Here is a 22,892-nt window from a genome sequence, read left to right on the forward strand (position 1 = left end):
AATAATTGAGTGAAGGGAGGAATAAACATGTATAAAATTGATGAAGTCACAAAGCAAGTTGGTTTAACAAAACGTACACTTCGTTATTATGAGGAAATTGGTTTAATTCATCCCCCTGAGCGTAGTGAGGGGAACATTCGCCTGTATACAGACGGAGATATCGCCAGAATTAAAAGAATTGTGGAAGCGAAAGAAGTGTTAGGGATTACGCTTCAAGAAATGCAACATTTCTTATCGTTAAAAGAAAGAATGGAGCAAAGAAGAAATAGTGAGAATCCTCGTGACCGCGAAGTGATTCAAGAAATTAAAGAGATGCTTGAAAAACAAGTGCAAACGCTAGACGAGAAAATGGAGCAAATGCAGCGTGTAAAGGCAGAACTTGAAGATAGCTTACATCGTGCAGTGACATTTTTGGAGAGTACAAAAGGAGAATGATCAAAATGGAGAGCAAACAAAAACTAGGGAGATTGATTACAGTGGTGGCTACCTTCCTTGCCTTTTCAGGTATAGGGGTAGTCGACCCAATCTTACCAAGCATTGCTGAGCAAATTGGTGCATCGCATTGGCAAGTAGAGATGTTATTTACAGCATATATTTTAACGATGGCCATTATGATGTTACCGGCTGGAATATTTGCATCGAGATTTGGTGATAAACGAATGATGACAATCGGCCTTGCAATCGTGACTGTATTTGCGTTTATATGCGGTATATCGCAAACGATTGCTCAATTATCTCTTTTCCGCGCCGGATGGGGATTAGGAAATGCAATGTTCTTCGCAACCGCGATGACATTATTGATTGCATTAAGTAAAGAAGTTCATGAAGCAGTAGGGTTATATGAAGCGGCTATCGGTTTAGGGATGGCAGGTGGCCCGTTATTAGGCGGGATATTAGGTGGACATTCTTGGCGTTACCCATTTTTTGCGACGAGTATTTTAATTTTCTTAGCATTTATTTTAGTTTTCTGTTTTGTAAAAGAACCGGAGCGAAAAGTGAAGCGTAAAGCGGCAGGCGTAGGAGAATTACTTAACCTGGTGAAATATAAACCGTTTATGCAAGGTGCGATTTCAGGAATGCTATATTACTACGGATTTTTTGTTGTGTTAGCATATTCACCACTTATTATGCATTTATCTGCTATTCAATTAGGATTTGTATTTTGTGGATGGGGATTAGCATTAGCTTACGGTTCTGCAATTCTAGCTCATAAGTTAGAAGGTAAATATGAGCCGAAAGCATTGCTGAAAGGTAGCTTACTCATATTTGCGCTTTTCTTAATCGCACTATTCTTTGTGAAAGTTATGTGGTTACAAATTGTATTAATTGTTCTATCAGGATTAGCATCTGGATTAAATAATGCATTATTTACAAGTTATGTAATGGATATTTCACCTTATGAAAGATCTGTTACATCAGGTGTTTATAATTTCGTTCGTTGGCTAGGTGGCGCAATTGCTCCAATCTTATCAGGAATCATCGGCCACACTATTTCACCGCAAAGTCCATTTTTAGTCGGTGGAATTGTTGTATTAGTCGGTTGCGTAATGATTTTAATTCCGGTTCGAAAGCCAGTAGAAGTAGAGAGAAAAGCCCTTTCTTAAGAAAGGGTTTTCTTTCCTATTACAGGGCAATCCCTTTTCGTATATATGTTAGAACCCTCTGACTAAAATATATTTTCGGTATTTTTGTACTTTTAACTATACTTTTTGGATGTTTTGTTTTATTTTTGTTAGGGGACATTAATGATGTCCCTATTATAAATTTGCATTGAAAGGCGTGATTGTACGATGGAACTATGGTTCACTGAAAAACAAACAAAACATTTTGGGATTACGGCGCGTATTAACCGCACATTACATACGGAGCAAACAGAATTCCAAAAACTTGATATGGTTGAAACGGAAGAGTTCGGAAACATGCTTATTTTAGATGGCATGGTTATGACAACAGAAAAAGATGAGTTCGTTTATCATGAAATGGTAGCGCACGTACCTTTATTTACACATCCAAACCCTGAAAACGTATTAGTTGTTGGCGGCGGTGATGGCGGTGTTATTCGTGAAGTGTTAAAACACCCAAGCGTAAAGAAAGCAACTCTTGTTGAAATCGATGGAAAAGTAATTGAGTACTCTAAACAATACTTACCATCAATTGCAGGCGCATTAGACAATGAACGTGTAGAAGTAAAAGTAGGAGACGGTTTCCTACACATCGCAGAAAGCGAAAATGAATATGACGTAATTATGGTAGATTCTACCGAGCCAGTAGGACCAGCAGTAAACTTATTTACAAAAGGCTTCTACGCTGGAATCTCTAAAGCGTTAAAAGAAGACGGTATTTTCGTTGCACAAACGGACAACCCTTGGTTCACACCGGAACTAATTACAACTGTGTTTAAAGACGTAAAAGAAATTTTCCCAATTACTCGTTTATACACAGCGAACATTCCAACTTACCCAAGTGGTCTTTGGACGTTCACAATTGGATCTAAAAAACATGATCCATTACAAGTAAGTGAAGAGCGTTTCCACGAAATCGAAACGAAATACTACACAAAAGAACTACACAATGCAGCATTCGCATTACCGAAATTTGTTGGCGATTTAATTAAGTAAGAAATCGAGTTTGAACAAATAAAGTGTAAGTAGCTCATTTAAGGTGTTTGTCCAGAAGACTTGAACATGCTAGCTACTTACACTCCTATAAAGAAAATCGTCTTCTTGTTATGAAACAGAAGACCCGGTAAATCGAGAAAGAGGAGCAGCTCGCTCCAAATTTGAGAAATAATGAAAGGTTGGGATACCTTAAGTTCCACATAAGGAGGAAAAGAATATGCGTTTTGATGAAGCTTATTCAGGTAAAGTATTTATTAAAAGTCATCCAAGTTTTGAAGAGTCACAGGTAGTTATTTACGGGATGCCTATGGATTGGACAGTAAGTTACCGTCCAGGTTCTCGCTTTGGCCCTGCACGTATTCGTGAAGTATCAATCGGTCTTGAAGAATATAGCCCATATTTAGATCGTGAATTAGAAGAGGTAAAATATTTTGATGCGGGTGATATTCCATTACCATTCGGAAACGCACAGCGCAGCTTAGACATGATTGAAGAGTATGTATCAAAACTTTTAGATGCCGGTAAGTTTCCACTAGGTCTCGGCGGCGAGCACTTAGTGTCTTGGCCAATTTTTAAGGCAATGGCAAAAAAATATCCGGATTTAGCAATCATCCATATGGATGCTCATACTGATTTACGTGAATCGTATGAAGGGGAGCCTTTATCCCACTCTACGCCTATTCGTAAAGTGTGCGATTTAATTGGTCCGGAAAACGTATATTCTTTCGGTATTCGTTCTGGAATGAAGGAAGAATTCGAATGGGCAAAAGAAGTAGGTATGAACTTATATAAATTTGACGTATTAGAACCGTTAAAAGAAGTATTACCGAAACTTGCAGGACGCCCAGTTTATGTCACAATTGACATTGACGTATTAGACCCAGCTCATGCTCCTGGAACAGGAACGTTAGAAGCTGGAGGTATCACATCTAAAGAATTATTAGATTCCATCGTAGCAATTGCAAATTCAAATATAAATGTAGTTGGAGCAGACTTAGTAGAAGTAGCTCCTGTCTACGACCATAGTGATCAAACACCAGTCGCAGCAAGCAAATTCGTGCGGGAAATGCTGCTCGGTTGGGTGAAATAAAATAAAAGCGGAAGCGGCTCGTTCAGAATGTGAGGGGGATGGAGCTTCAGACGTAGAGGCGCTTTTTGCCTCGAAGGAAGAAGTGAAGCCACCGATCATGCTAGCCGCTGTAGCTGGATAAAGTAAAAGTGAAGCCTCCTATATGAATAGGGGGCTCTTATTTTGTCGATATGTGTCCGTAAGCCGATATATTTAAAAAATCGCTAATATAATTTCATTTACCGTCACGCAACATCAAAAAGAGCTATTCTCAAACGATGAGAATAGCTCTTTTTCTTATGCAACTTTCTCTTCTGAAGTAATGCCGCGAATTTCATCAGCAGAACGAATTGGATATTTGCGGAATATGATTGATCCGATATATCCAACAATAGTGGTAACGATTCCACATAGTACAGCAGCAATTGTTACTTTTACAACGTCATTAAATCCGAATAAGACAAGAAGTCCTGGGATTGGTGATGCTGTTCCTGGCGCATTATTAACGAGTTGGAACAGAGATGTAATAATACCAGCAAGTGCACCGCCAACGAAGTTTGTCGCATAAATAGGAATTGGATTTGCTGAAACAACATCGGCTTGTGTTAAAGGCTCGATTGCTACAGCGATTGTGTCTTTCTTTGAACAAATTTTTAGTCGCTTAAAGAAAATAAAGTTCATCGGGGCTGAGGCTGCTACGGCAAGACTACCAATTGCCATTGGTAAACCTGTTAATCCAAGCATTGCAGTTAGTGCCATAGAACTTAATGGAGAGGTAGAAATAACTGTTATTAATCCACCAAGCATAATACCCATAATGATAGGACTTTCAGTAGTTGCAGCTGAAATCATAGAACCGATTTTACCGAGTGTTGCGTTTACGAGCGGATCCATAAGCATGGCCATTCCGCGTGAAATTGGTGCAGCAATAAATAAAATTGCTAAAAACTCTACTCCGGCCGGTAATTTCTTTTCGAGGAATTTCACGACGAAAGCGCAAACGTATCCAGCGAAAAATCCTGGTAAAATACCGAATCCACTAGTAGCGATACCGATTAGAACAGCATATACGGGTGAAACACCGATTGCTAATGCGACTAAAATTGCCGCTGCGACACCGCTCATACTACCAGAAGCTTCTCCTACTGATTGTAAAAAGTCATTATGAAACATTTCTCCACCGATATAACGGTGAAATGCTTCAATAAGAAAACTTGCGATTGCTGCATTAGCTAAAGCACCCATTGCTTTCATGCCGTAAGGAGCACGGTAACTAAAAAGTGTAAATAGACAAAGTACAACAAGTAATAGTGCTAAACCTTGCAAGATAGCCATTTGAAAACTGTCTCCTTTGATTTTTGTAATAAAAATTCGTATCATTCAATAATAATATAAAAGTTTGGTAAACGGAAAATTTTTTGATGGGAATTTGCTATAAAGGGAAAAACTCTTACAATAATGTAAGGAAAGTGTAAGGCGTTTCGATAGAGTATAGTATGTTGTTTTTCGTATAATACATGTATAGACATAAGGTTAGTGAGAAAGAAGTGCAAACAGGAGGCGCATTTATGAAATTGGTAATTAAAGTTTTAGCTGTGTTCGCCATTATTTTAGGGGGAACAGCATATTATTTAAACACAAAAACAGAAGGTGTACATGCTTTTGTAGACAACTTCTTTTCAAATAAAGAAATACAAGATTATTATGCAGTTATAGATAAAGGCGAGAAAAAAGACGGAGAATACTTGTATACATTTAAAGGATATACAGAAGACGGAAAGTTACAAGTTGTGAAAAGAATGATGAACCGTGAATTGCATACGGGGGCATTTATAAAAATCTATGCAAAGGGTATGCAAGGAAAAGGATGGGCTGAAATCTCAAAAGAATCAATTCCGCAAAAAGCGTTGGAAAAAATAGAGAAACCATAAAAGGAGCGACTCATTCGCTCCTTTTTTAGTGCGTTAAAATAGTGATAGATGTTTTTTCTTTGTTAGAAATGATTTTTACACGTCCACCAATTGGGAAAGTGAAAATCGGGGTTGTATGACCGAAACTTGCGTTTGCAATGATAGGTATATGTGCAAGTTCAGGCTTTGAAGCAATCATTTCCTGAATGTCTTCTGTCGTACATTCCGCACCTTTTTGCATCTTTCCTATAACGATACCCTTTATGTACTCAAAATTTTGCTGCTGCATAAGGGAATGTAAATAACGATCAAAAGTTTTAAGGGTAGCTGTTCCTGTTAAACTATCTTCTTCAAGAAATAAAATTTTATCCTGTAAATTTGGCATATATGGTGTACCTTGTAGTAAATTCAATGTGCTCATATTACCACCGATAATTTCTCCAGTTGCTTCGCCTTCGTGAATTGAAACATATCCTTCATTTTTTATGAATTCTCGATTTTCCTGATCGATGTACCAAGAATCATCACTCCATGTTTCAGATGGCAGGATTTCAATAGGCTCATTAGAAGTTAAGCATTTTAAAAAGTAATCGGTTGTATACTCGAGACCTTTTTCCATTCCAAATGAAGAGAAGTGGGGTCCTGAATATGTAACAAGTCCTGTTTTTGTGTAAATTGCATTATTTAAAGCAGTGATATCAGAATAGCCACAGAAAAATTTCGGGTTTTCTCGAATTAAATCATAATCGAGATGTTTTAATAAACCGTTAGAATTGTATCCACCAAGTGTCGTCAAAATAGCTTTTACATTTGGGTCTTTAAATGCTTCGTGGAGATCTTGAACGCGTGAAGAAATAGAAGAGGAAGCGAATCGATCTATCTCATCAGCATATGTTGAGAACGTAACTTGAAAGCCCATGTCAGTTAATCTTTTTATAGCAAGCTCTTGGTTCGTATTTGAGACAATACTTAAACTGCAAGCTGGTGAAATGACTCTAATTTCATCACCTTTTTTCAATTTCGTTGGTAGCACATAACTCACCTCTTTAAATGAAAGAATATTTAGATTTAAAAAACATTTTATCATATGAAATAAAGTGAAAGTGAATTATTTTTTGAAATGGAGTTTTCCTGATTTTTCAGCAGACAGACAGAGGTTTTTTTTGATATGATAGGAAAAGTGATTTATTATAAGTAGTATTTAATATCTATAACATTTGAAAGGTGTGCAAGACGTGGAGAAACAACTTGCAGGCTTGCCGGTACACGTTCATTTCGTAACAGAAATCCGTGAAGGGGCGAGGAAGGAAACCGTTGCTTTTGAAGCAAATGGTCAATACTATGTAAAAGGTCAAGGTACATACGTAACATTCCAAGAGCCGAACGAACAAGGCGAAGTGAAAACAATTATTAAAATTCAAGATGAACAAGTTCTCATTATGCGTTCAGGTGCTGTTTCAATGCGTCAAACGCATGTGAAAGGTGAATGGACAACTGGTACGTATACGAGTGAACTTGGTACGTTTGCATTGCAAACGAAAACTGATAACGTTCTTTTTAAATGGTCGGATGAAAAGAAAAAAGGACAACTTTTCTTAACGTACGCATTGCTTCTAAGTGAACAAGAAGCTGGCAGATATACAATTACACTTAATTTGAAGGAGGCAAAATAATGAATTCTTTAGAACAAGTAAAAGGATTGATTAAAGAAGAAATTCAAGCTGCTGTATTAAAGGCAGAATTAGCGACAGAAGAACAGATTCCAAACGTTGTATTAGAATCTCCAAAAGATAAAACAAATGGTGACTTCTCTACAAATATGGCAATGCAACTTGCACGCGTTGCGAAAAAAGCACCTCGTATGATTGCAGAAGAATTAGTTGCAAACTTCGATAAAGCAAAAGCTTCTATTGAAAAAATTGAAATTGCAGGACCTGGTTTCATTAACTTCTACATGGATAATAGCTACTTAACAGACTTAATCCCAACAATCGTTAACGCTGGCGAAGCTTACGGTGAAACGAATACTGGTAAAGGTGAAAAAGTACAAATTGAGTTCGTATCTGCGAACCCAACAGGTGACCTTCACTTAGGACATGCACGTGGTGCAGCAGTAGGTGACACTTTATGTAACCTATTAGCAAAAGCAGGATACGATGTATCTCGTGAGTACTACATTAATGACGCTGGTAACCAAATTCATAATTTAGCTCTTTCAGTTGAAGCTCGTTACATGCAAGCTTTAGGTCTAGAGAAAGAAATGCCAGAAGACGGATACCATGGTGCGGATATCATTGGAATCGGTAAACGTTTAGCTGAAGAGTTTGGCGATCGTTATGCGAAAGCTGATGAAAAAGAAAGCTATGAATTCTACCGTGAGTACGGTTTAAAATATGAGTTAGCAAAACTTCAAAAAGACTTAGAAAGCTTCCGTGTTAAATTTGATGTATGGTTCTCAGAAACATCATTATACAAAAACGGAAAAATCGATCAAGCTCTTGCAGTATTAAAAGAGCGTGAAGAGATCTTTGAAGAAGATGGAGCGACTTGGTTCCGTTCAATGACTTACGGTGACGATAAAAACCGTGTATTAATTAAAAACGATGGTTCTTACACGTACTTAACGCCGGATATCGCGTATCACCGTGATAAATTAGAGCGTGGTTTCGATAAGTTAATCAACATTTGGGGTGCTGACCACCACGGTTACATTCCTCGTATGAAAGCTGCTATCCAAGCGCTAGGTTACGATAAAGAAACACTTGAAGTAGAAATCATCCAAATGGTACAACTGTATCAAAATGGTGAAAAAATGAAGATGAGTAAGCGTACAGGTAAAGCAGTTACACTTCGTGAGCTTATGGAAGAAGTAGGCGTGGACGCAATGCGTTACTTCTTCGCAATGCGTAGCGGTGATTCTCATTTAGATTTCGATATGGACTTAGCTGTATCAAAATCTAATGAAAACCCAGTATACTATGCACAATATGCACATGCTCGTGTATGCAGTATCCTTCGTCAAGGTGAAGAGTTAGGATTAGCTACAGGCGGAGATGTGAACTACAAACTTGTTACTTCTGAGAAAGAAGTAGAGTTACTGAAAAAACTTGGTGAATTCCCAGCAGTAGTTGCGGATGCAGCGCAAAAACGTCTGCCACACCGCATTACAAACTATGCATTTGAATTAGCAGCAGCATTACACAGCTTCTACAATGCAGAAAAAGTATTAAACCAAGATAATTTAGAATTAAGTAAAGCTCGTTATGAGTTAATGAAGGCAGTACGCACTACACTTCAAAACGCACTAGCAATCGTAGGGGTATCTGCACCAGAAAAAATGTAATAAAGAAAAGCGGAAGCGGCTCGTTCAGAATAGGAGGGGGATGGGGCTCCTGACAGAGAGGCGTACTTTGCCTCGGAGGAAGGCGCGAAGCCACCGAGTATTCTAGCCGACTGTTCGCTTTCAATAAAAGGCAATCACACGATGTTGTGATTGCCTTTTTGTATGGAGATAATAAAAAAATAAAATTTTATCAAACAAAAGGAGAATTTGCGTCGTCTTATATAAATGACAGGAGGTTTATGATGGAAGAAAAGGTAGAAGAATTGATTGATATATATAAGCAGCAAATATATTCCTTATGCTATAAGTTAGCGAAGACGAAAGAAGACGCGGAAGATATTTTTCAAGAGACGTGGATAAAGGTTTTTTCCTCTAGGCACCAACTTTCTTACGTAGATAACTATAAAAAGTGGATTACTACAATTTGTGTTCGCACATTTTATGATTTTTATCGCAAGAAAAAACGGTGGAAAGATCGTGTATTGGATTTGTTTTATAAAGATGATGGTGGAGAAATAGATTTCGCAGATGAAGTGAATATATCAGAAGAGTTTATTCAAAAAGTGGAAGCGGAAATGATACGGGAAGTTATACAGTTATTGAATGAAAAATATAAAACCGTGCTCGTACTCTACTATTATGAACAATATTCTTATAAGGAAATGAGTGAAATATTAAATATACCGATTGGTACAGTGAAATACCGCCTTAATTATGCGAAGAAGCAAATGCGAGAACATTTGGAGGGGTTCGTTTATGAAGGAAGACAAATTTGATCAAAAGATAAAAAGTAGTTTAGCGGAAGAGATGATTCCTAGCGAAGAGCTAATAAATAATACGAAGCAGGGCATGCGAAATGCTCGGAAATTAGAGAAGAGATGGGTTGTTTTCATTCATGCTATTTGGATGATTGTATTAACAGTCACCCTAGAGCAGTTTGTTAGTCATTTGGAGCATAAAATATCTGTCATTATAACGATAGTTATTATGATGCACCTATACATTCCTATATATGTTGTCATACAGTCGTTTTTAAAGAAGGAGTATAAATTACATGATAGAGTTCGATAATCCATTTGTAGTATTTGAGATAGCTGGGATTACAATGTTTTTAGCTTTTATAGCACTTTTAGTATGTGTAGCATCATGGGTGTATACAGATGCGAAAACGCGTGGAATAAGTAAGTGGTGGAGTGTTGTAGCAATTATATTGCCGTTTTTTATTGGAGTTTTGTTATATATGATACGAAGAAGTAACAAGAAAATAGAAGGAGAGCATACGATGAATGCTATAAAAAAACAAAAGATAACATTAGTTGTCATATTTGCAAGTGCGATGTTTGTATTACTGAGCGGCTTTGCTTTTCTTCAAACGTTAGATGATATGTGGAGAGCTGGTGATATATATTTAGAGAGTGAGCAACAAGGAGAGACAAGCTATGAGGCAAAATTCTCATCATGGGATATTGCTGGGAAAGGTATTGAACTTGAGTATGCCAAAGACACAGAAGTAACATTTTCTTATGAGACGGATGCAAAACGTGGGAATTTATGCTTTAGCTTGTATGAAAGGAAAGGAGAAGGAGAAGGTATAAGGGAGTTAAAAGAAATCTGTGAATCAAAAAAAGGTACTTTTAAAGCTACATTGAAAGCGAATGAAAAGTATGTATTTAGTATAAGTGGTTTAATGGTGAAAGATGGTTTTGTAAAGGTGAATTGGGAAACAAAATAAAGGCCCTTGGGAAGGGCCCTTTATTTTATCGGATTGTATACGTAACCGAAAAGCTAACAGGACTATAGTAAACATAAGGTGCATGAAATTGAACGTACATATTCCCATCTGCTTTTGCAGTGAAAATTCGGCCGTAGCCATCAGAATAACGTCCAATAAGGTTATGATTTGAGTCATAAACACTGTAACTAGGGGTTTTGCTGTTAGGTTGAACTGTTAACTCTTGTCCCTTTTGAAGGAAAACAGGTTCTTGTTCAGAACTACTTCCAGTTTGCAAAGAATAAAATTTTGTAAAGCTTTGTTCTTGAGTGGCAGCAGCGACCTTTGTTTCAGGAATAAACGCGGTAGCACCAGTAATTCCTGCTAAAGTTAACGCACCGGCTAAAATCATTTTTTTCATAGTAGAAAAGCCTCCTTATTAGTTGTAATCATTTTTGTTACAGTTAATATTGTATATGATAATGAATAGGAGAAAATATGCTTTTATGCATATATGTATTTTCTCAATAAAAGACCACTGATAAAAATCAGTGATCTTTTAAATAATTAAGCAGCTTTCTGTTCAGTTTGAGAAACAGGTTTTTGAAGTGTGTTATAAACACCAGTTCTGATAACTTCTAATGCCATTTTCATACGTTCAGGTGAGATATTCTCAAATACGTTATCTTGAGGTGTGTGATATACCTTTTCGATATGATAGATTAATGGATTCCAACTATCGACACCCATCCAAATAAATAGGGCAGCAGGGATCCCAACTTCGGCAAATGGTACGTGATCACTAGAGCCAAATTTACCTTGTAGTACGAGTTCATTATTTAATTGTTTACCTGCTTGTACGGCCGCGTCTGTTACAAGGTTTGGGGAACCGTTAGGCGTCATAGCATATAAATTCTTTGCTTTATCGTAATTTGTTGCAACCATGTCTGCATTAAAGACACCTAAAATTCGATCGCGTTCTTTTTGAGATAGACTATTAACGTAATAATCAGAGCCAAGTAAGCCAGTCTCTTCAGAACCAAAAGCAATAAAACGAATTTCTTTATCAGTTTCTACATTTTGAAAAGAACGAGCTAACTCTAATACTAATCCTGTACCAGAAGCATTATCGTTTGCTCCAGGTGCTCCAACGACGCTATCATAGTGCGAACTTACAACGACAGCTTTTTCATTACCCGTACTATTTTTTGGTTTCTTTTTAGCGATGACATTTAGTGATGTTAAATTAGATTCATGTCTCGCTTTTAGGGAAAGAAGAGTTGTCCCCTTTTTAGCGATTTCTTCTTTAAATGCATTTCCTTGTGCATAAGCAAGACCAAAGACAGGGATAGATTGCTTTTTCGTTAGGCGAGGATTGAATGTTTGTCCATAATTTCCGCGTCCGCCAATTAAACTGTATAAAAGAACACCTTTTGCTCCTTTACTAACAGCATTTTCAACTTGTTTATTATAGTCTGCAACTGTTGTTCCTCTTTCAAATAGAACAATTTTTCCGTTTACTTCATTTGGGATATCCTCTAATTTTGTCCCACCTTGAACAAAGATAAGAGGAGCTGTAACAGCTTCTGTAGAAATTAATGCGTTAGGGGCAGCGCCAGCTTGCCAATTACGCTTTGTAGATAATGGTGAGTCAATAAATCCAACGTATTGATCAGGCACTTGAAATGGTTGATATTCTACTTCGTAGCCCATTGATTTAAGTTGCATACCAACGTAGCGAGAAGCCCATTCTTCTGATTTTGTCCCACCAGGGCGAGGACCAATTGTTTCGGATAAGAAACGGATGTGTTCGATGGCGCGGCTTGCATCAACTTGTTTTGTGATAGGTGAAGTCTGTGTGATTTCTGACGTGGAATCAGCTTTGGCTTGTCCAATTGGAGCTAAGCTAACAGCGAGTGATACAGCAAGCAAAGAGCTTACTATCTTTTGTTTCAAAGATTTTTTCATTTTTTCCTCTCCTATTCTTCTATTCTCTCTGACTGACAAAAGAAGACGGATAACGACTTCATTTTACCTTTACTTTAATTATTTTTCAATATTCTGACATTGAGAAATAAAAAATGCTATATGCATATTTGCATATTTTTGATGGAGATATGTATGCTATCATTTTAAATGAAGGTTCGCTTTCTGCTTGGAAAGCTCCTACATTGCATGAATCTAGTGTACCCAAACTTTAGATTATGTAGAGAAAAGAATCCACTGTAGGGTTTCTTTTCTCATGTTTGAATCATGTGATGATAAATATGTTTCCGCATTTCATATTTATTATCAGTGATATATGTAAGGCATCCATATGAAAATATGAGGCTGTTCAAAGGTTTTCCGTACTTTTGGACAGCCTCACCCCGTTAAAAGGACGATACTCTATGTATCGTTCTTTTTTGTATAAAAAAACACCCAATCAAATGTTCACTTGATTGGGTGTGAAAAACTATTAGTAATATTTTTTTCGTTTTGTAGCTAAAATGCTTAACAATCCAGCTAGTAGAAGTACGATACCTACTGTTTGAGTAGGATCATTTTTGTGACCTGTATTTGGAAGTTCTTTCCCCTTATTTCGGTCATCTTGCTGTTTGTTTATTTGTGTTTCAGGGTTTTCTTTTTCTAGCTCTTCAGAAGTTCCTTTACCATGTGTTTCGGGATTTCCTTTTTCGAGTTCTTCAGAAGTTTCTTTCCCTGTTTCCTCTTCTTTATTAGGAGGAGTAATTGGTTTATCATCTCCACCTGATGAAGAATCGATTTTTTTATTTGAAACTGTAATTTGTAGTGGTGTAGCTTGAGCTTTTTCAATTGTAAAGTTTATTGGTGATGCATCTAATTGATAGCCTTCAGGAGCTTTTGTTTCCACTAATTGATAATTACCAGGTTTCAAATCATTTACGATTAATTTACCATGCCCGTCTGTTTGTAAACCTTCTCGTATTACGTTTCCGTCTTGATCTAAAATATTGAAAATGGCACCTTCAAGTGTTCCATGGTGATCTATATCAACTTTAGTTAACTCCATTGAACCTGTTGTTAAACTATTTAAAGCTGTAACAGAAGTAACTTGAGATTGTCCTTTCGTAACTGTGAAAGGAATTGGCTTAGCGTTTAAATCGTATCCAGTAGGAGCTTTCGTTTCAATAAACTGATAGTCTCCCGGACGTAAATCAGAAACAGAAATTTTACCATCTTTATCAGTAGTTAAATCAGAACGAACGTCGTTGCCGTTCATATCAACAATTTTAAAGATAGCACCTTCAAGAGCAGAACCGTCGACGTCGTCGACCTTAGTTAATTCAACAGCGCCTTTCGTTAAGCTATTTGTAGCAGTAACAGAAGCTGTAGCCGTTTGACTCTTTTCAACAGTAAAGTTGATAGGGTTTTGATTTAAGTCGTAATGAGTAGGAGCTTTCGTTTCAATAAACTGATAGTCTCCCGGACGTAAATCAGAAACAGAAATTTTACCATCTTTATTAGTAGGTAAATCAGAACGAACGTCGTTGCCGTTCATATCAACAATTTTGAAGATAGCTCCTTCAAGAGCAGAACCGTCGACGTCGTCGACCTTAGTTAATTCAACAGCGCCCTTCGTTAAGCTATTTGTAGCGGTAACGGAAGCGATTTTTTCTTGCCCTTTTTTAACTGTGAACTTAATAGGTTTTTCGTTTAAGTCATAATGAGTAGGAGCTTTTGTTTCGATAAACTCATAGTCTCCTGGTGGTAATTCATCCACAACTAAACGACCGTTTTTATCAGTAGTTAAATCAGTGCGGACGTCGTGTCCATCCTTATTAACAATTTTAAATACCGCACCCTCAAGTGTTGTGTTTTCTTCAACATCATCCACTTTAATTAACTCCACACTACCTTTCGTTAAGCTGTTCGTAGCTGTAACGAAGACATGTTTTGTTTGACTTCTTTCAATTGTGAACTTAATCGGATTTTCATTTAAGTCATAATGAGTAGGAGCTTTCGTTTCAATAAATTGATAGTCTCCAGGTTGTAAGTCTTTAGCGATGATTTTACCATCTTTATTGGTAACTAAATTCGTACGAATATCGTTACCGTTCATATCAGTAATTTTAAATACCGCACCTTCCAGCGTTTCTTTCGCATCTAGAGAGTCAACTTTCGTTAATTCCACGCCACCTTTAGTTAAGCCATTTTCAGCAGTAACAGAAACGTGAGTTGGTTGGCTTTTCTCGATAGTGAAAGGAATCGGTGTTTTATTTAAATCATAATCTTTAGGAGCTTTCGTTTCAACGAATTGATAATCTCCTGGTCGTAAATTAGAAGCAGAAACTTTCCCGTCTTTATCAGTAGTTAAATTCGTGCGAACAACTTTACCTTTCGCATCAATGATGTTAAATACTGCATCAGAAAGTTTTGTATCTGGATTTATATCATCCACTTTAATTAATTCAACAGCACCTTCAATTAAGCTGTTAGTAGCAGTGACGTGTAGTTTCTCTGCTTGGCTTTTCTTAATTGTAAATTTAAGCGGTGTACTGTCTAATTTGTAGTGTTCGGGAGCTTTTGTTTCAATAAACTGATAGTCTCCTGGACGTAAATCTGGAACAGAGATTTTACCATCTGCATCTGTCGTAAGATTAATGTGAACATCTTTTCCATTACTTAAATCAATGATATTAAATACTGCGCCTTTAAGGGCAGTGCCATCGACGTCATCCACTTTAGAAAGCTCTACCGCACCTTTTGTTAAACTATTTGTAGCAGTAACAGAAATCGGTTCGGCTTGTCCTTTTTCAATAGTGAAAGGAATCGGTTCTTTATTTAAATCGTAATGTTTCGGAGCCTTTGTCTCGATGAATTGATAATTACCTGGACGTAGGTCAGGAACGCTAATTTTACCTTGTGAATTTGTAGTCAGATTCTCGCGAATTACAGTACCCTTCATATCAACAATGTTAAATACTGCGCCTTCAAGAGTAGTACCATCGACGTCGTCTGCTTTAATAAGTTCCACGCCGCCTTTTGTTAAACTATTTTTCATAGTAACAGTAGCAATATCTTTTGGGCTTTTTTCAACTGTAACTACAATTGGTTTTTTGTCTAAATCATAATGTTTCGGAGCTGTTGTTTCGACAAATTGATACGTACCAGGACGTAAATTTTCAACAACGATTTTTCCTTCATTATTTGTTTTTAAATCTGTTTTAAGCACTTTCCCGTTTTGGTCTAGTAAATTAAATACCGCATCAGAAAGTTTCATTTGATCGTTTAGATCATCTACTTTAAGTAGTTCAATACTACCTTGTTGTAAGCTATTTTTAGCAGTTAAAGAAATAGCTTTCTTTTGTCCTTTTTCAATAGTGAAAGGGATCGGTGTTTCATCTAAAACGTAATGCTTAGGAGCTTTCGTTTCGATGAATTGATAATTACCTGGACGTAGGTCATCGATTTCGATTTTCCCTTTACTATTTGTAACAAGGTCTTTATGAATTACAGTACCGTTCATATCAACAATGTTAAATACTGCACCTTCAAGTTTAGTGCCATCGATGTCATCTACTTTAGAAAGTTCAACGCCACCTTTTGTTAGAGCGTTTTTAGCCGTAATATGAAGAGTTTCAGTTTGGCTTTTCTTAATTGTAAATTCAATCGGTGTTTTATTTAAATCGTAATGTTCAGGAGCTATTGTCTCAACGAATTGATACGTACCAGGACGTAGGTTTTCAACAACAATTTTTCCTTCAGCATTTGTTTTTAAGCCTTCTTCAACTACTTGTCCGTTTGCATCTAATAAATTAAATACAGCATTAGCAAGCTTCGTATTAGTATCAATATCATCAATCTTTGTTAGTTCAACGCTACCTTTTGTCAAAGTGTTTTTACCTGTAACATTGATCTCTTTCGTTTGACTTCTTTCAATTGTAAATGGAATCGGTGTTTCGTCTAATACATAGTGCTCAGGAGCCTTTGTTTCAATGAACTGATAGTCTCCAGGACGTAAATCAGAAACGGAAATTTTTCCGTTTTTATCTGTACCAAGGTTTGTGCGAACTTCGTTACCCTTCATATCAACAATTTTAAAGATTGCACCTTTTAGCATTGTACGATCGATGTCATCAATTTTCGTTAATGTGACTGCACCTTTCTTTAAGCTGTTAGTAGCAGTAACAGTAATGTTTTCTTTTTGACTTTTTCCGATAGTGAACGGAATAGGATCGTTGCCTAATGTATAGTCTTTTGGAGCTTTTACTTCAATAAATTGATAGTCACCTGGGCGTAAGTCAGAAGCAGAAACTTTACCATGCTCATCGGTAGTTAACCCTTTACGAACCACCTTTTTCGTATCATGAGCATCAACAATGATAAATTCTGCACCTTCAAGAGTAACGCCATCAACGTTATCAACTTTTGTTAAAGTAACGCCACCTGTAAGTAAACTATTTGTTACAGTGACAGGGACTGGAAGATCATCCTTGCTACCTTTTTTAATCGTGAACTTAATAGGTGCTTGATCTAATTTATAATGTTCAGGAGCTGATGTTTCAATAAATTGATAATCTCCTGGTGCTAAATCAGGAATAACTAGTACTCCGTAATCATCTGTTTTTAAATCTTTTGCGATTTCGTTGCCAGTTGCGTCTTGTAATGTGAACACTGCGCCGGCAAGAGCGATACTACTTTCCACATCATCTTCTTTAATAAGTTTAACTTTTCCTTTCGTTAAACTATTTTTAAATGTAAGTGGAAGGAGTTTTTGTTGACCTTTTTCGATTGTAAATTCAATAGGTTCTACATTTACATCGTAATAAGTTGGAGCCTTTGTTTCGATAAGTTTATAGTTACCAGGACGTAAGTCGTCAACAACTAACTTTCCTTCACTATTCGTAACAAGGTTCGTACGAGCATCTTCATTCGTATCTCTATTAACGATTTTAAATACTGCACCTTCAAGTGTTTCCTTTTCATCTGCAGCATTCACTTTTGTTAATTTAATACCGCCTTTTGTTAAGCTATTTTTAGCAGTAACAGTAATTGGTGAAGTTCCTTGACTTTCTTTAATTGTGAACTCGATAGGTTTTTTATTTTTATCGTAATACTTCGGTGCTGTTACTTCGATAAACTTATAGTCCCCAGGGCGTAAGCCAGTAGCGATAGCTTTACCATCCGCACCAGTTTTTACGTTTTCACGAATGACTTTCTTTTCATCATTAGCATCAACAATTTTAAATACAGCACCTTCAAGAGCTGTACCATCGATATCATCAACTTTCGTTAATTCAACATCTCCTGGTTTTAAAGCATTTTCAGCTTTCACAAGTAGAGTTTCTTTCTGACTTCTATCGATTGTAAATTCAATAGGTTCTGCTCGTAAAACGTAATGTTCAGGAGCAGCTGTTTCAATAAATTTATACGTACCAGGACGTAGCTTATCAGCTTTTGTTTTTCCATCAGCATTTGTAGTTAGGTCCGTACGAACATCATTGTTATTTACATCAACAATCTTAAATACGGCGCCTTTTAGAGGTTTTTTATCACCGAATTCATCAACTTTTAATAATTCAACTTCTCCTGTTTTTAAACTGTTAGTTGCCGTAACAGTAGTAAATGACTGTTGGCTTTTATCGATTGTAAACTCGATAGGATTTGTATTTAACACATAATCCTTAGGAGCTTCTGTTTCAATAAATTTATACGTGCCAGGCTCTAGGTCTTTAACAGTTACTTTACCATCTGCGCCAGTTGTTACATTTTTGCGAATGACTTTCTTTTCATCATTAGCATCGACAATTTTAAATATAGCACCTGCAAGGGTTGTACCATCGATATCATCAGCTTTTGTTAAAGTGACGCCACCTTTAATGAGATGATTCGTCGCAGTAACAGTAACTGCTTCCTTTTGACTTTTTACAATTGTAAACTCAATTGGTTTTTTATCTATGTCGTAATCTTTAGGTGCTTTTTCTTCGACAAATCGATAATCTCCAGGACGTAAATCTTTTGCTTCAATTTGGCCTTGAGCATTTGTCGTTAATTTTCCATAGCCAGGGATTATTTTGTTTTTTCGGTCACGTACACTAAATACGGCCCCCGCTAAAGTTTCACCATTTTTATCAACCTTTGTTAATATAGCCGATCCTTTAATCAAATTGTTTGAGGCTTCTTTTTCAATTACTGTTGTTTGATCTTCTTCGATTTTAACTTCAATAAGTTGATCATCTAATTTATAATGCTCAGGAGCCTTTGTTTCTTGTAAGTAGTAAGTTCCTGGTTTTAAATGATCTACAGTAATTTGTCCTTTATCATTTGTTATTAATTCTTTATGTTTAGGAATGACTTGTTTGTTTTCATCCAGTAAAGAGAAGACAGCATGTTCAAGTTTTTCCTTACTGTGAGCATCAATTTTTGTGAGTACTACTTTCCCGACAAATTTCTTATTTGTAAGGGTGTAAGTTGTAACTTCTTTTGAACCTAGCTCAACAAGTATACCTTCTTTTAATTCTTTACTAATTACATAACCTTCAGGTGCTTTCGTTTCTTTAATCATATATTTATCACGTCGTAAGTTGTTAAACTTAGCGATACCGTCAGCATCGGTTGTAATTGGTCGAATAGCGGTTGTACCTGTCTGATCATATAAAGTAAATTCTGCTCCGGCTAATGGTACTGTTTGATCTTTATCATCAACCTTTATAATTTGAAGGCTTCCGCGTCCTTTACTAGCAGAACCACCTCCAGATCCAGAAGATACTTTAACAACGACCTTTTCAGTAGTTTTCGTTTCCTCTAGTACTAAACGGTGACCAGTAATATTAGCTTTATTGCTTACTGTTTCCATATGATCTGCATTAATGAGTGAGCGATATTCTAAAATATAAGCTCGATGAATCGTATGAAGGAATTCAACTTTAAATTGTTGTTTCCCTGTATTGTTGTCTGTTATTACCTTGAGTTTATAGTCTGTTCCTTCTTTTAATTCATTTGTTGTATCTTTCGTTAAAGTGCCATCCACAGCTACTGTTGTTGGGTATAGGTGGAAGGACTTTTCATCAAGAATTTGATTGTCTGTTGGTTCATCCGTTACGACTGCATTTTCAATAGTTGATTGACTTGGATTAATAGAAACGCTCCAATCAATGTACTTGTCATTTTGTTTTGCTTTTTTCATAACCCCGCTACCACCGTTTTTGATTTCAAATGAACCATGTATAGTAGTAACAGTTTTTGATCCATCTTTTAAATCGGCATAATTATCGTAGCGCTTATTAATTTGTTCACCTGCGAGTGAAGTTTTAAAGCTAACATAATACGCAGAATTAATTTCGTTTTTAAAATGAATCGTTAATGTATTGTTGTTATCTTTTGTTGGATTTTCTATCGTATATTCGTCAGGTGAAACGGGTGCCCCTAGTTTAAATCCATGCGCACTACCGGTTAATTCCATATGGTAAACCTCAATGGAGCCTGGTATAAGTTTTTGATTATTCTTTAATACGTCAACAATAGAAGGATCCTTAATCGTCATATTATTATAGTTAAACCCTATGTCCCATTTAATTTCTTTCGTTTGGGCATTGTAAGAACCGTATTTAAATCCATTTCCTTTTGTGTAGTAATCAGGATCAAATGTATCATCAGATGAACTATTGTTCTTGTTATCATTTATGTCTATCCATGATAAATTTGCTGTATTTTTGAATGCTGTATTTTCACTCTCATCCTCTTTTACTTTAGATAGAGTTTCATAATTAAAGTCTGTTGTGTATGTGATCGTTAAGGCTTTATTCATATTAGACTTATAATCACCAGTTAGTTTTACTTCAAATCCCTTATCTGTTACATCAAGTGTGTAATCAAAATTTGGATCAAGCGTTTTCGATCCGTCTGTAATTTTGAAACTATCTTTCTGTAATGTTAGGCCACCATAGTCAAACGTATCCTTGATAACCGCATCGTTTAATACGTAGTTGTTATCATTTACAATAATTGTCCACGTTGTTGTTTTCTTATTGTAATCCGTATCTTTTTTATTATGTTTCTTTATGATGTTTTGTTGTTTTAACGTAACTTTGTTTGTTTTACTCCATTTACCATCTGCGATAATTTCATTTTTGATTTCTCCATCTGTTATGACATCACGCGCAGCTTTTGATGTGTACGTAATGACGTAGGCACTATTAATATCTTCATTAAACTGTAAATTAAACCCCTCATTGGTTTCCTTTACAGTAAAGTTTGTGGCGTTGTCACCTGTAACAAGTTTTCCTGCATTATCATAAGAAGCGTTTTTTACCACGATAGAATTTTTATCAACTTTATGAGATTTATCCAAAATATCTTTTAAAAGTGCATCAGATTGTTTGATATCTCTCTGGTCACCGTTGAAAGTAATTGTCCATTCAATCGTTTGTGTTTTTGGATTGTATCTACTATTTTTCTCTAGATGTGTACCGCGTGAAACAGTTACAGTTGCATTTGTTGATACAGTATCTTGATTATCACTAGATACTTTTGCGTTGTTTTTGAAACTTGTAACACTTTCATCTGTAATCTTTGTTGCATATTCTATTTCATATGCTTTATTCGTTTCCTTTTTAAAGGCGATATTTAATTTATCAGAGGATGAAGTAAGTTCATATTCTTCCTTAGGAACTTCTGCACCACGAGTTGTCTTCCCGTTAATATCAACCTCTAAATAATAAACCTTAACAGAATCTTCGTTGAGGCTTGTACCTTTTGGAATTTCATCTTGAAAGACGGCATTTGTAAGCTTATCTTTCGTTTTGTTCATTTCTACTTTCCAATTAATTTGATTCGTATTAATTGGTCTATCAGGTACACCTTTTTTATCTATAGATTTTGTTACTTTAGGTTTAAAATCGAGTTCGATAATAACGTCTTTTTCTTTAATAGGGAATGGGATTTGTTTTTCTGTAGTCCCTGTAATTTTTACTTCATTAAACTCCGTACGAATGTTTAAATGTCCAGCTATATTAGGATAATCGTCAATATATTCGTTAAAAGTCATCGTTACTTTGCCATCAGGCGTAACAACGAATGATCCAATCTTATTTCCTGTTCCATCTATTAAATCTTGTGTAATCGTATTGTGGACAATAAAGTAGTCTGGGAGTTGGAAAGTAAAGTAATCACCTTCTTTGGCGTTCAGCGATTTCAAGACTTCCCATGTAAAATCAATTTGGGTAATAGAATTTGGATCTGGACGATTATCCGTATTGTTAAATGGTTTACCGTCTTTATCCGTTAATGTGACACCTGTTAAAATATTTTCTGTAATTTGCTTAGGTGATGGATCTGGATTGTCAACAGGTTGCTCTGTTGTGTTATCACCAGGCTTCTCCGCCGGTTGCTGAGCATCACCATTTTTTTGCTCTTCTGTAGGTTGCTGAGCATCGCCATTCTTTTGCTCTTCCGTAGGTTGCTGAGCATCACCATTTTTTTGCTCTTCTGTAGGTTGCTGAGCATCGCCATTTTTTTGCTCTTCCGTAGGTTGCTGAGCATCGCCATTCTTTTGCTCTTCCGTAGGTTGCTGAGCGTCACCATTCTTTTGTTCTTCCGTAGATTGCTGAGCATCACCATTCTTTTGCTCTTCCGCCGGTTGCTGAGCAGTACCCGTATTCGTAGTAGGTGAAGCAGGGTTATCTACTTGAACAGGAACTGAAATAGATTTAGCTGTTGTACCTAGAGGGAACGAGAGTTGAACAGATTTTGCACCAGATTTTAAATCAGGATTGAATACTGTATCAAAATTGATTTTTCCGTTCGCACCTTTGGAATCTTTTACTTGATCGTTAAATACTAGTTTCATTTTGTTATCGTTTGCTGTAATAAAATATTGACCAATAATTTGCTGATTTACCGTCAAGTTTCCTTGCTGATTACTTTTAATTTTTAATGCGTTAGGTATTTGGAGCACTGCTGAGTCTGTTTGTTGATCTTTTATTGACCAAGCATATTCTAGGTGAATGGTTGATCCTACTTGTATTAAGTTTTTAGGATTTAATGCTTCGTCAATGATATGATTCTTTGCATCTTTCATTTCAACAGTGTCAAATAATGAATTCCCCGTTAAGGTTTCCGCTTTTACTTGATTGTATGGAAAACTAGCAAGTTGCGAAAATAGTACGAATACAATTAAACATATATTGAAAAGTTTTTTCATTGTGCCTCCTTTATGAATCCTTCTACTACATAACAATGCTTTATGAAGAGATTATTTGTCATAGATCAATGTGCTTTA

At 36.3% G+C, this 22,892-nt stretch carries 15 protein-coding genes; 10 read left to right on the forward strand and 5 right to left on the reverse strand.

Going from position 1 to position 22,892, the window contains the following annotated elements; translation table 11 throughout:
- Positions 1-27 precede the first annotated feature (27 nt).
- The 4 genes from VF726_RS27530 (at position 28) to speB (ending at position 3,708) form a co-directional block, all read left to right on the forward strand.
- On the forward strand, positions 28-435 hold the full coding sequence (locus VF726_RS27530; RefSeq protein ID WP_440173397.1) for a MerR family transcriptional regulator: 408 nt from the start codon (positions 28-30) through the stop codon (positions 433-435).
- Between the two features lie 5 nt (positions 436-440).
- Entirely contained in the window at positions 441-1,604 is a 1,164-nt protein-coding gene (locus VF726_RS27535) for an MFS transporter (RefSeq protein WP_440173398.1), read from the forward strand.
- Between the two features lie 186 nt (positions 1,605-1,790).
- A complete protein-coding gene (speE, locus tag VF726_RS27540) occupies positions 1,791-2,618 on the forward strand; it encodes a polyamine aminopropyltransferase (RefSeq protein ID WP_000424698.1) in 828 nt (275 codons plus the stop codon).
- A 217-nt stretch (positions 2,619-2,835) separates the two neighbouring features.
- Positions 2,836-3,708 (forward strand): agmatinase, encoded by an 873-nt coding sequence (gene speB / locus VF726_RS27545; protein WP_440173399.1) that lies wholly within the window; start codon positions 2,836-2,838, stop codon positions 3,706-3,708.
- Between the two features lie 276 nt (positions 3,709-3,984).
- Here speB and VF726_RS27550 read toward each other — a convergent pair whose 3' ends face one another.
- Positions 3,985-5,022, reverse strand: a complete 1,038-nt coding sequence (locus VF726_RS27550; RefSeq protein WP_440173400.1) for a PTS sugar transporter subunit IIC — start codon at positions 5,020-5,022, stop codon at positions 3,985-3,987.
- 233 nt (positions 5,023-5,255) lie between these two features.
- On the opposite strand from VF726_RS27550, the gene VF726_RS27555 reads away from it, so the two are divergent.
- On the forward strand, positions 5,256-5,618 hold the full coding sequence (locus tag VF726_RS27555; protein WP_061680051.1) for a YxeA family protein: 363 nt from the start codon (positions 5,256-5,258) through the stop codon (positions 5,616-5,618).
- A gap of 25 nt (positions 5,619-5,643) precedes the next feature.
- On the opposite strand, the gene VF726_RS27560 is transcribed toward VF726_RS27555, so the two are convergent.
- Positions 5,644-6,630 carry a S66 family peptidase gene (locus tag VF726_RS27560; RefSeq protein WP_440173401.1) on the reverse strand — a complete coding sequence of 329 codons (987 nt, stop codon included), beginning with the start codon at positions 6,628-6,630 and terminating at the stop codon, positions 5,644-5,646.
- Between the two features lie 202 nt (positions 6,631-6,832).
- Here VF726_RS27560 and VF726_RS27565 point away from each other — a divergent pair, with 202 nt between their 5' ends.
- The 5 genes from VF726_RS27565 to VF726_RS27585 all read left to right on the forward strand — a co-directional run bounded on the left by VF726_RS27565 (position 6,833) and on the right by VF726_RS27585 (position 10,672).
- Positions 6,833-7,270: a DUF1934 domain-containing protein gene (locus VF726_RS27565; protein WP_000414868.1), complete on the forward strand. Its 438-nt coding sequence runs from the start codon at positions 6,833-6,835 to the stop codon at positions 7,268-7,270.
- Positions 7,270-8,940: an arginine--tRNA ligase gene (argS, locus tag VF726_RS27570; RefSeq protein WP_166704445.1), complete on the forward strand. Its 1,671-nt coding sequence runs from the start codon at positions 7,270-7,272 to the stop codon at positions 8,938-8,940. Before VF726_RS27565 ends, argS begins: the two co-directional genes overlap by 1 nt.
- A 242-nt stretch (positions 8,941-9,182) precedes the next feature.
- Entirely contained in the window at positions 9,183-9,716 is a 534-nt protein-coding gene (locus VF726_RS27575; RefSeq protein ID WP_440173402.1) for an RNA polymerase sigma factor, read from the forward strand.
- Positions 9,697-10,011, forward strand: coding sequence for a hypothetical protein (locus VF726_RS27580; protein ID WP_000656673.1), 315 nt, complete (start codon positions 9,697-9,699; stop codon positions 10,009-10,011). Before VF726_RS27575 ends, VF726_RS27580 begins: the two co-directional genes overlap by 20 nt.
- The gene (locus VF726_RS27585) at positions 9,995-10,672 is read left to right on the forward strand and encodes an anti-sigma factor (protein ID WP_440173403.1); all 678 of its coding nucleotides are present in this window, start codon (positions 9,995-9,997) and stop codon (positions 10,670-10,672) included. The genes VF726_RS27580 and VF726_RS27585 overlap by 17 nt, the downstream gene beginning before the upstream one ends.
- Positions 10,673-10,697: 25 nt before the next feature.
- Here the strand turns inward: VF726_RS27585 and VF726_RS27590 are convergent, their stop codons facing one another.
- From VF726_RS27590 to VF726_RS27600, 3 genes are all read right to left on the reverse strand, one after another.
- Positions 10,698-11,072, reverse strand: coding sequence for a hypothetical protein (locus tag VF726_RS27590; RefSeq protein ID WP_440173405.1), 375 nt, complete (start codon positions 11,070-11,072; stop codon positions 10,698-10,700).
- Positions 11,073-11,218: 146 nt separating this feature from the next.
- Positions 11,219-12,619 (reverse strand): M28 family metallopeptidase, encoded by a 1,401-nt coding sequence (locus tag VF726_RS27595; protein ID WP_440173406.1) that lies wholly within the window; start codon positions 12,617-12,619, stop codon positions 11,219-11,221.
- A gap of 490 nt (positions 12,620-13,109) precedes the next feature.
- Positions 13,110-22,814 carry a SpaA isopeptide-forming pilin-related protein gene (locus tag VF726_RS27600; protein WP_440173408.1) on the reverse strand — a complete coding sequence of 3,235 codons (9,705 nt, stop codon included), beginning with the start codon at positions 22,812-22,814 and terminating at the stop codon, positions 13,110-13,112.
- Positions 22,815-22,892: the final 78 nt, after the last annotated feature.

Source organism: Bacillus sp. Brlt_9 (assembly GCF_051948935.1).
Taxonomy (GTDB): Bacteria; Bacillota; Bacilli; order Bacillales; family Bacillaceae_G; genus Bacillus_A.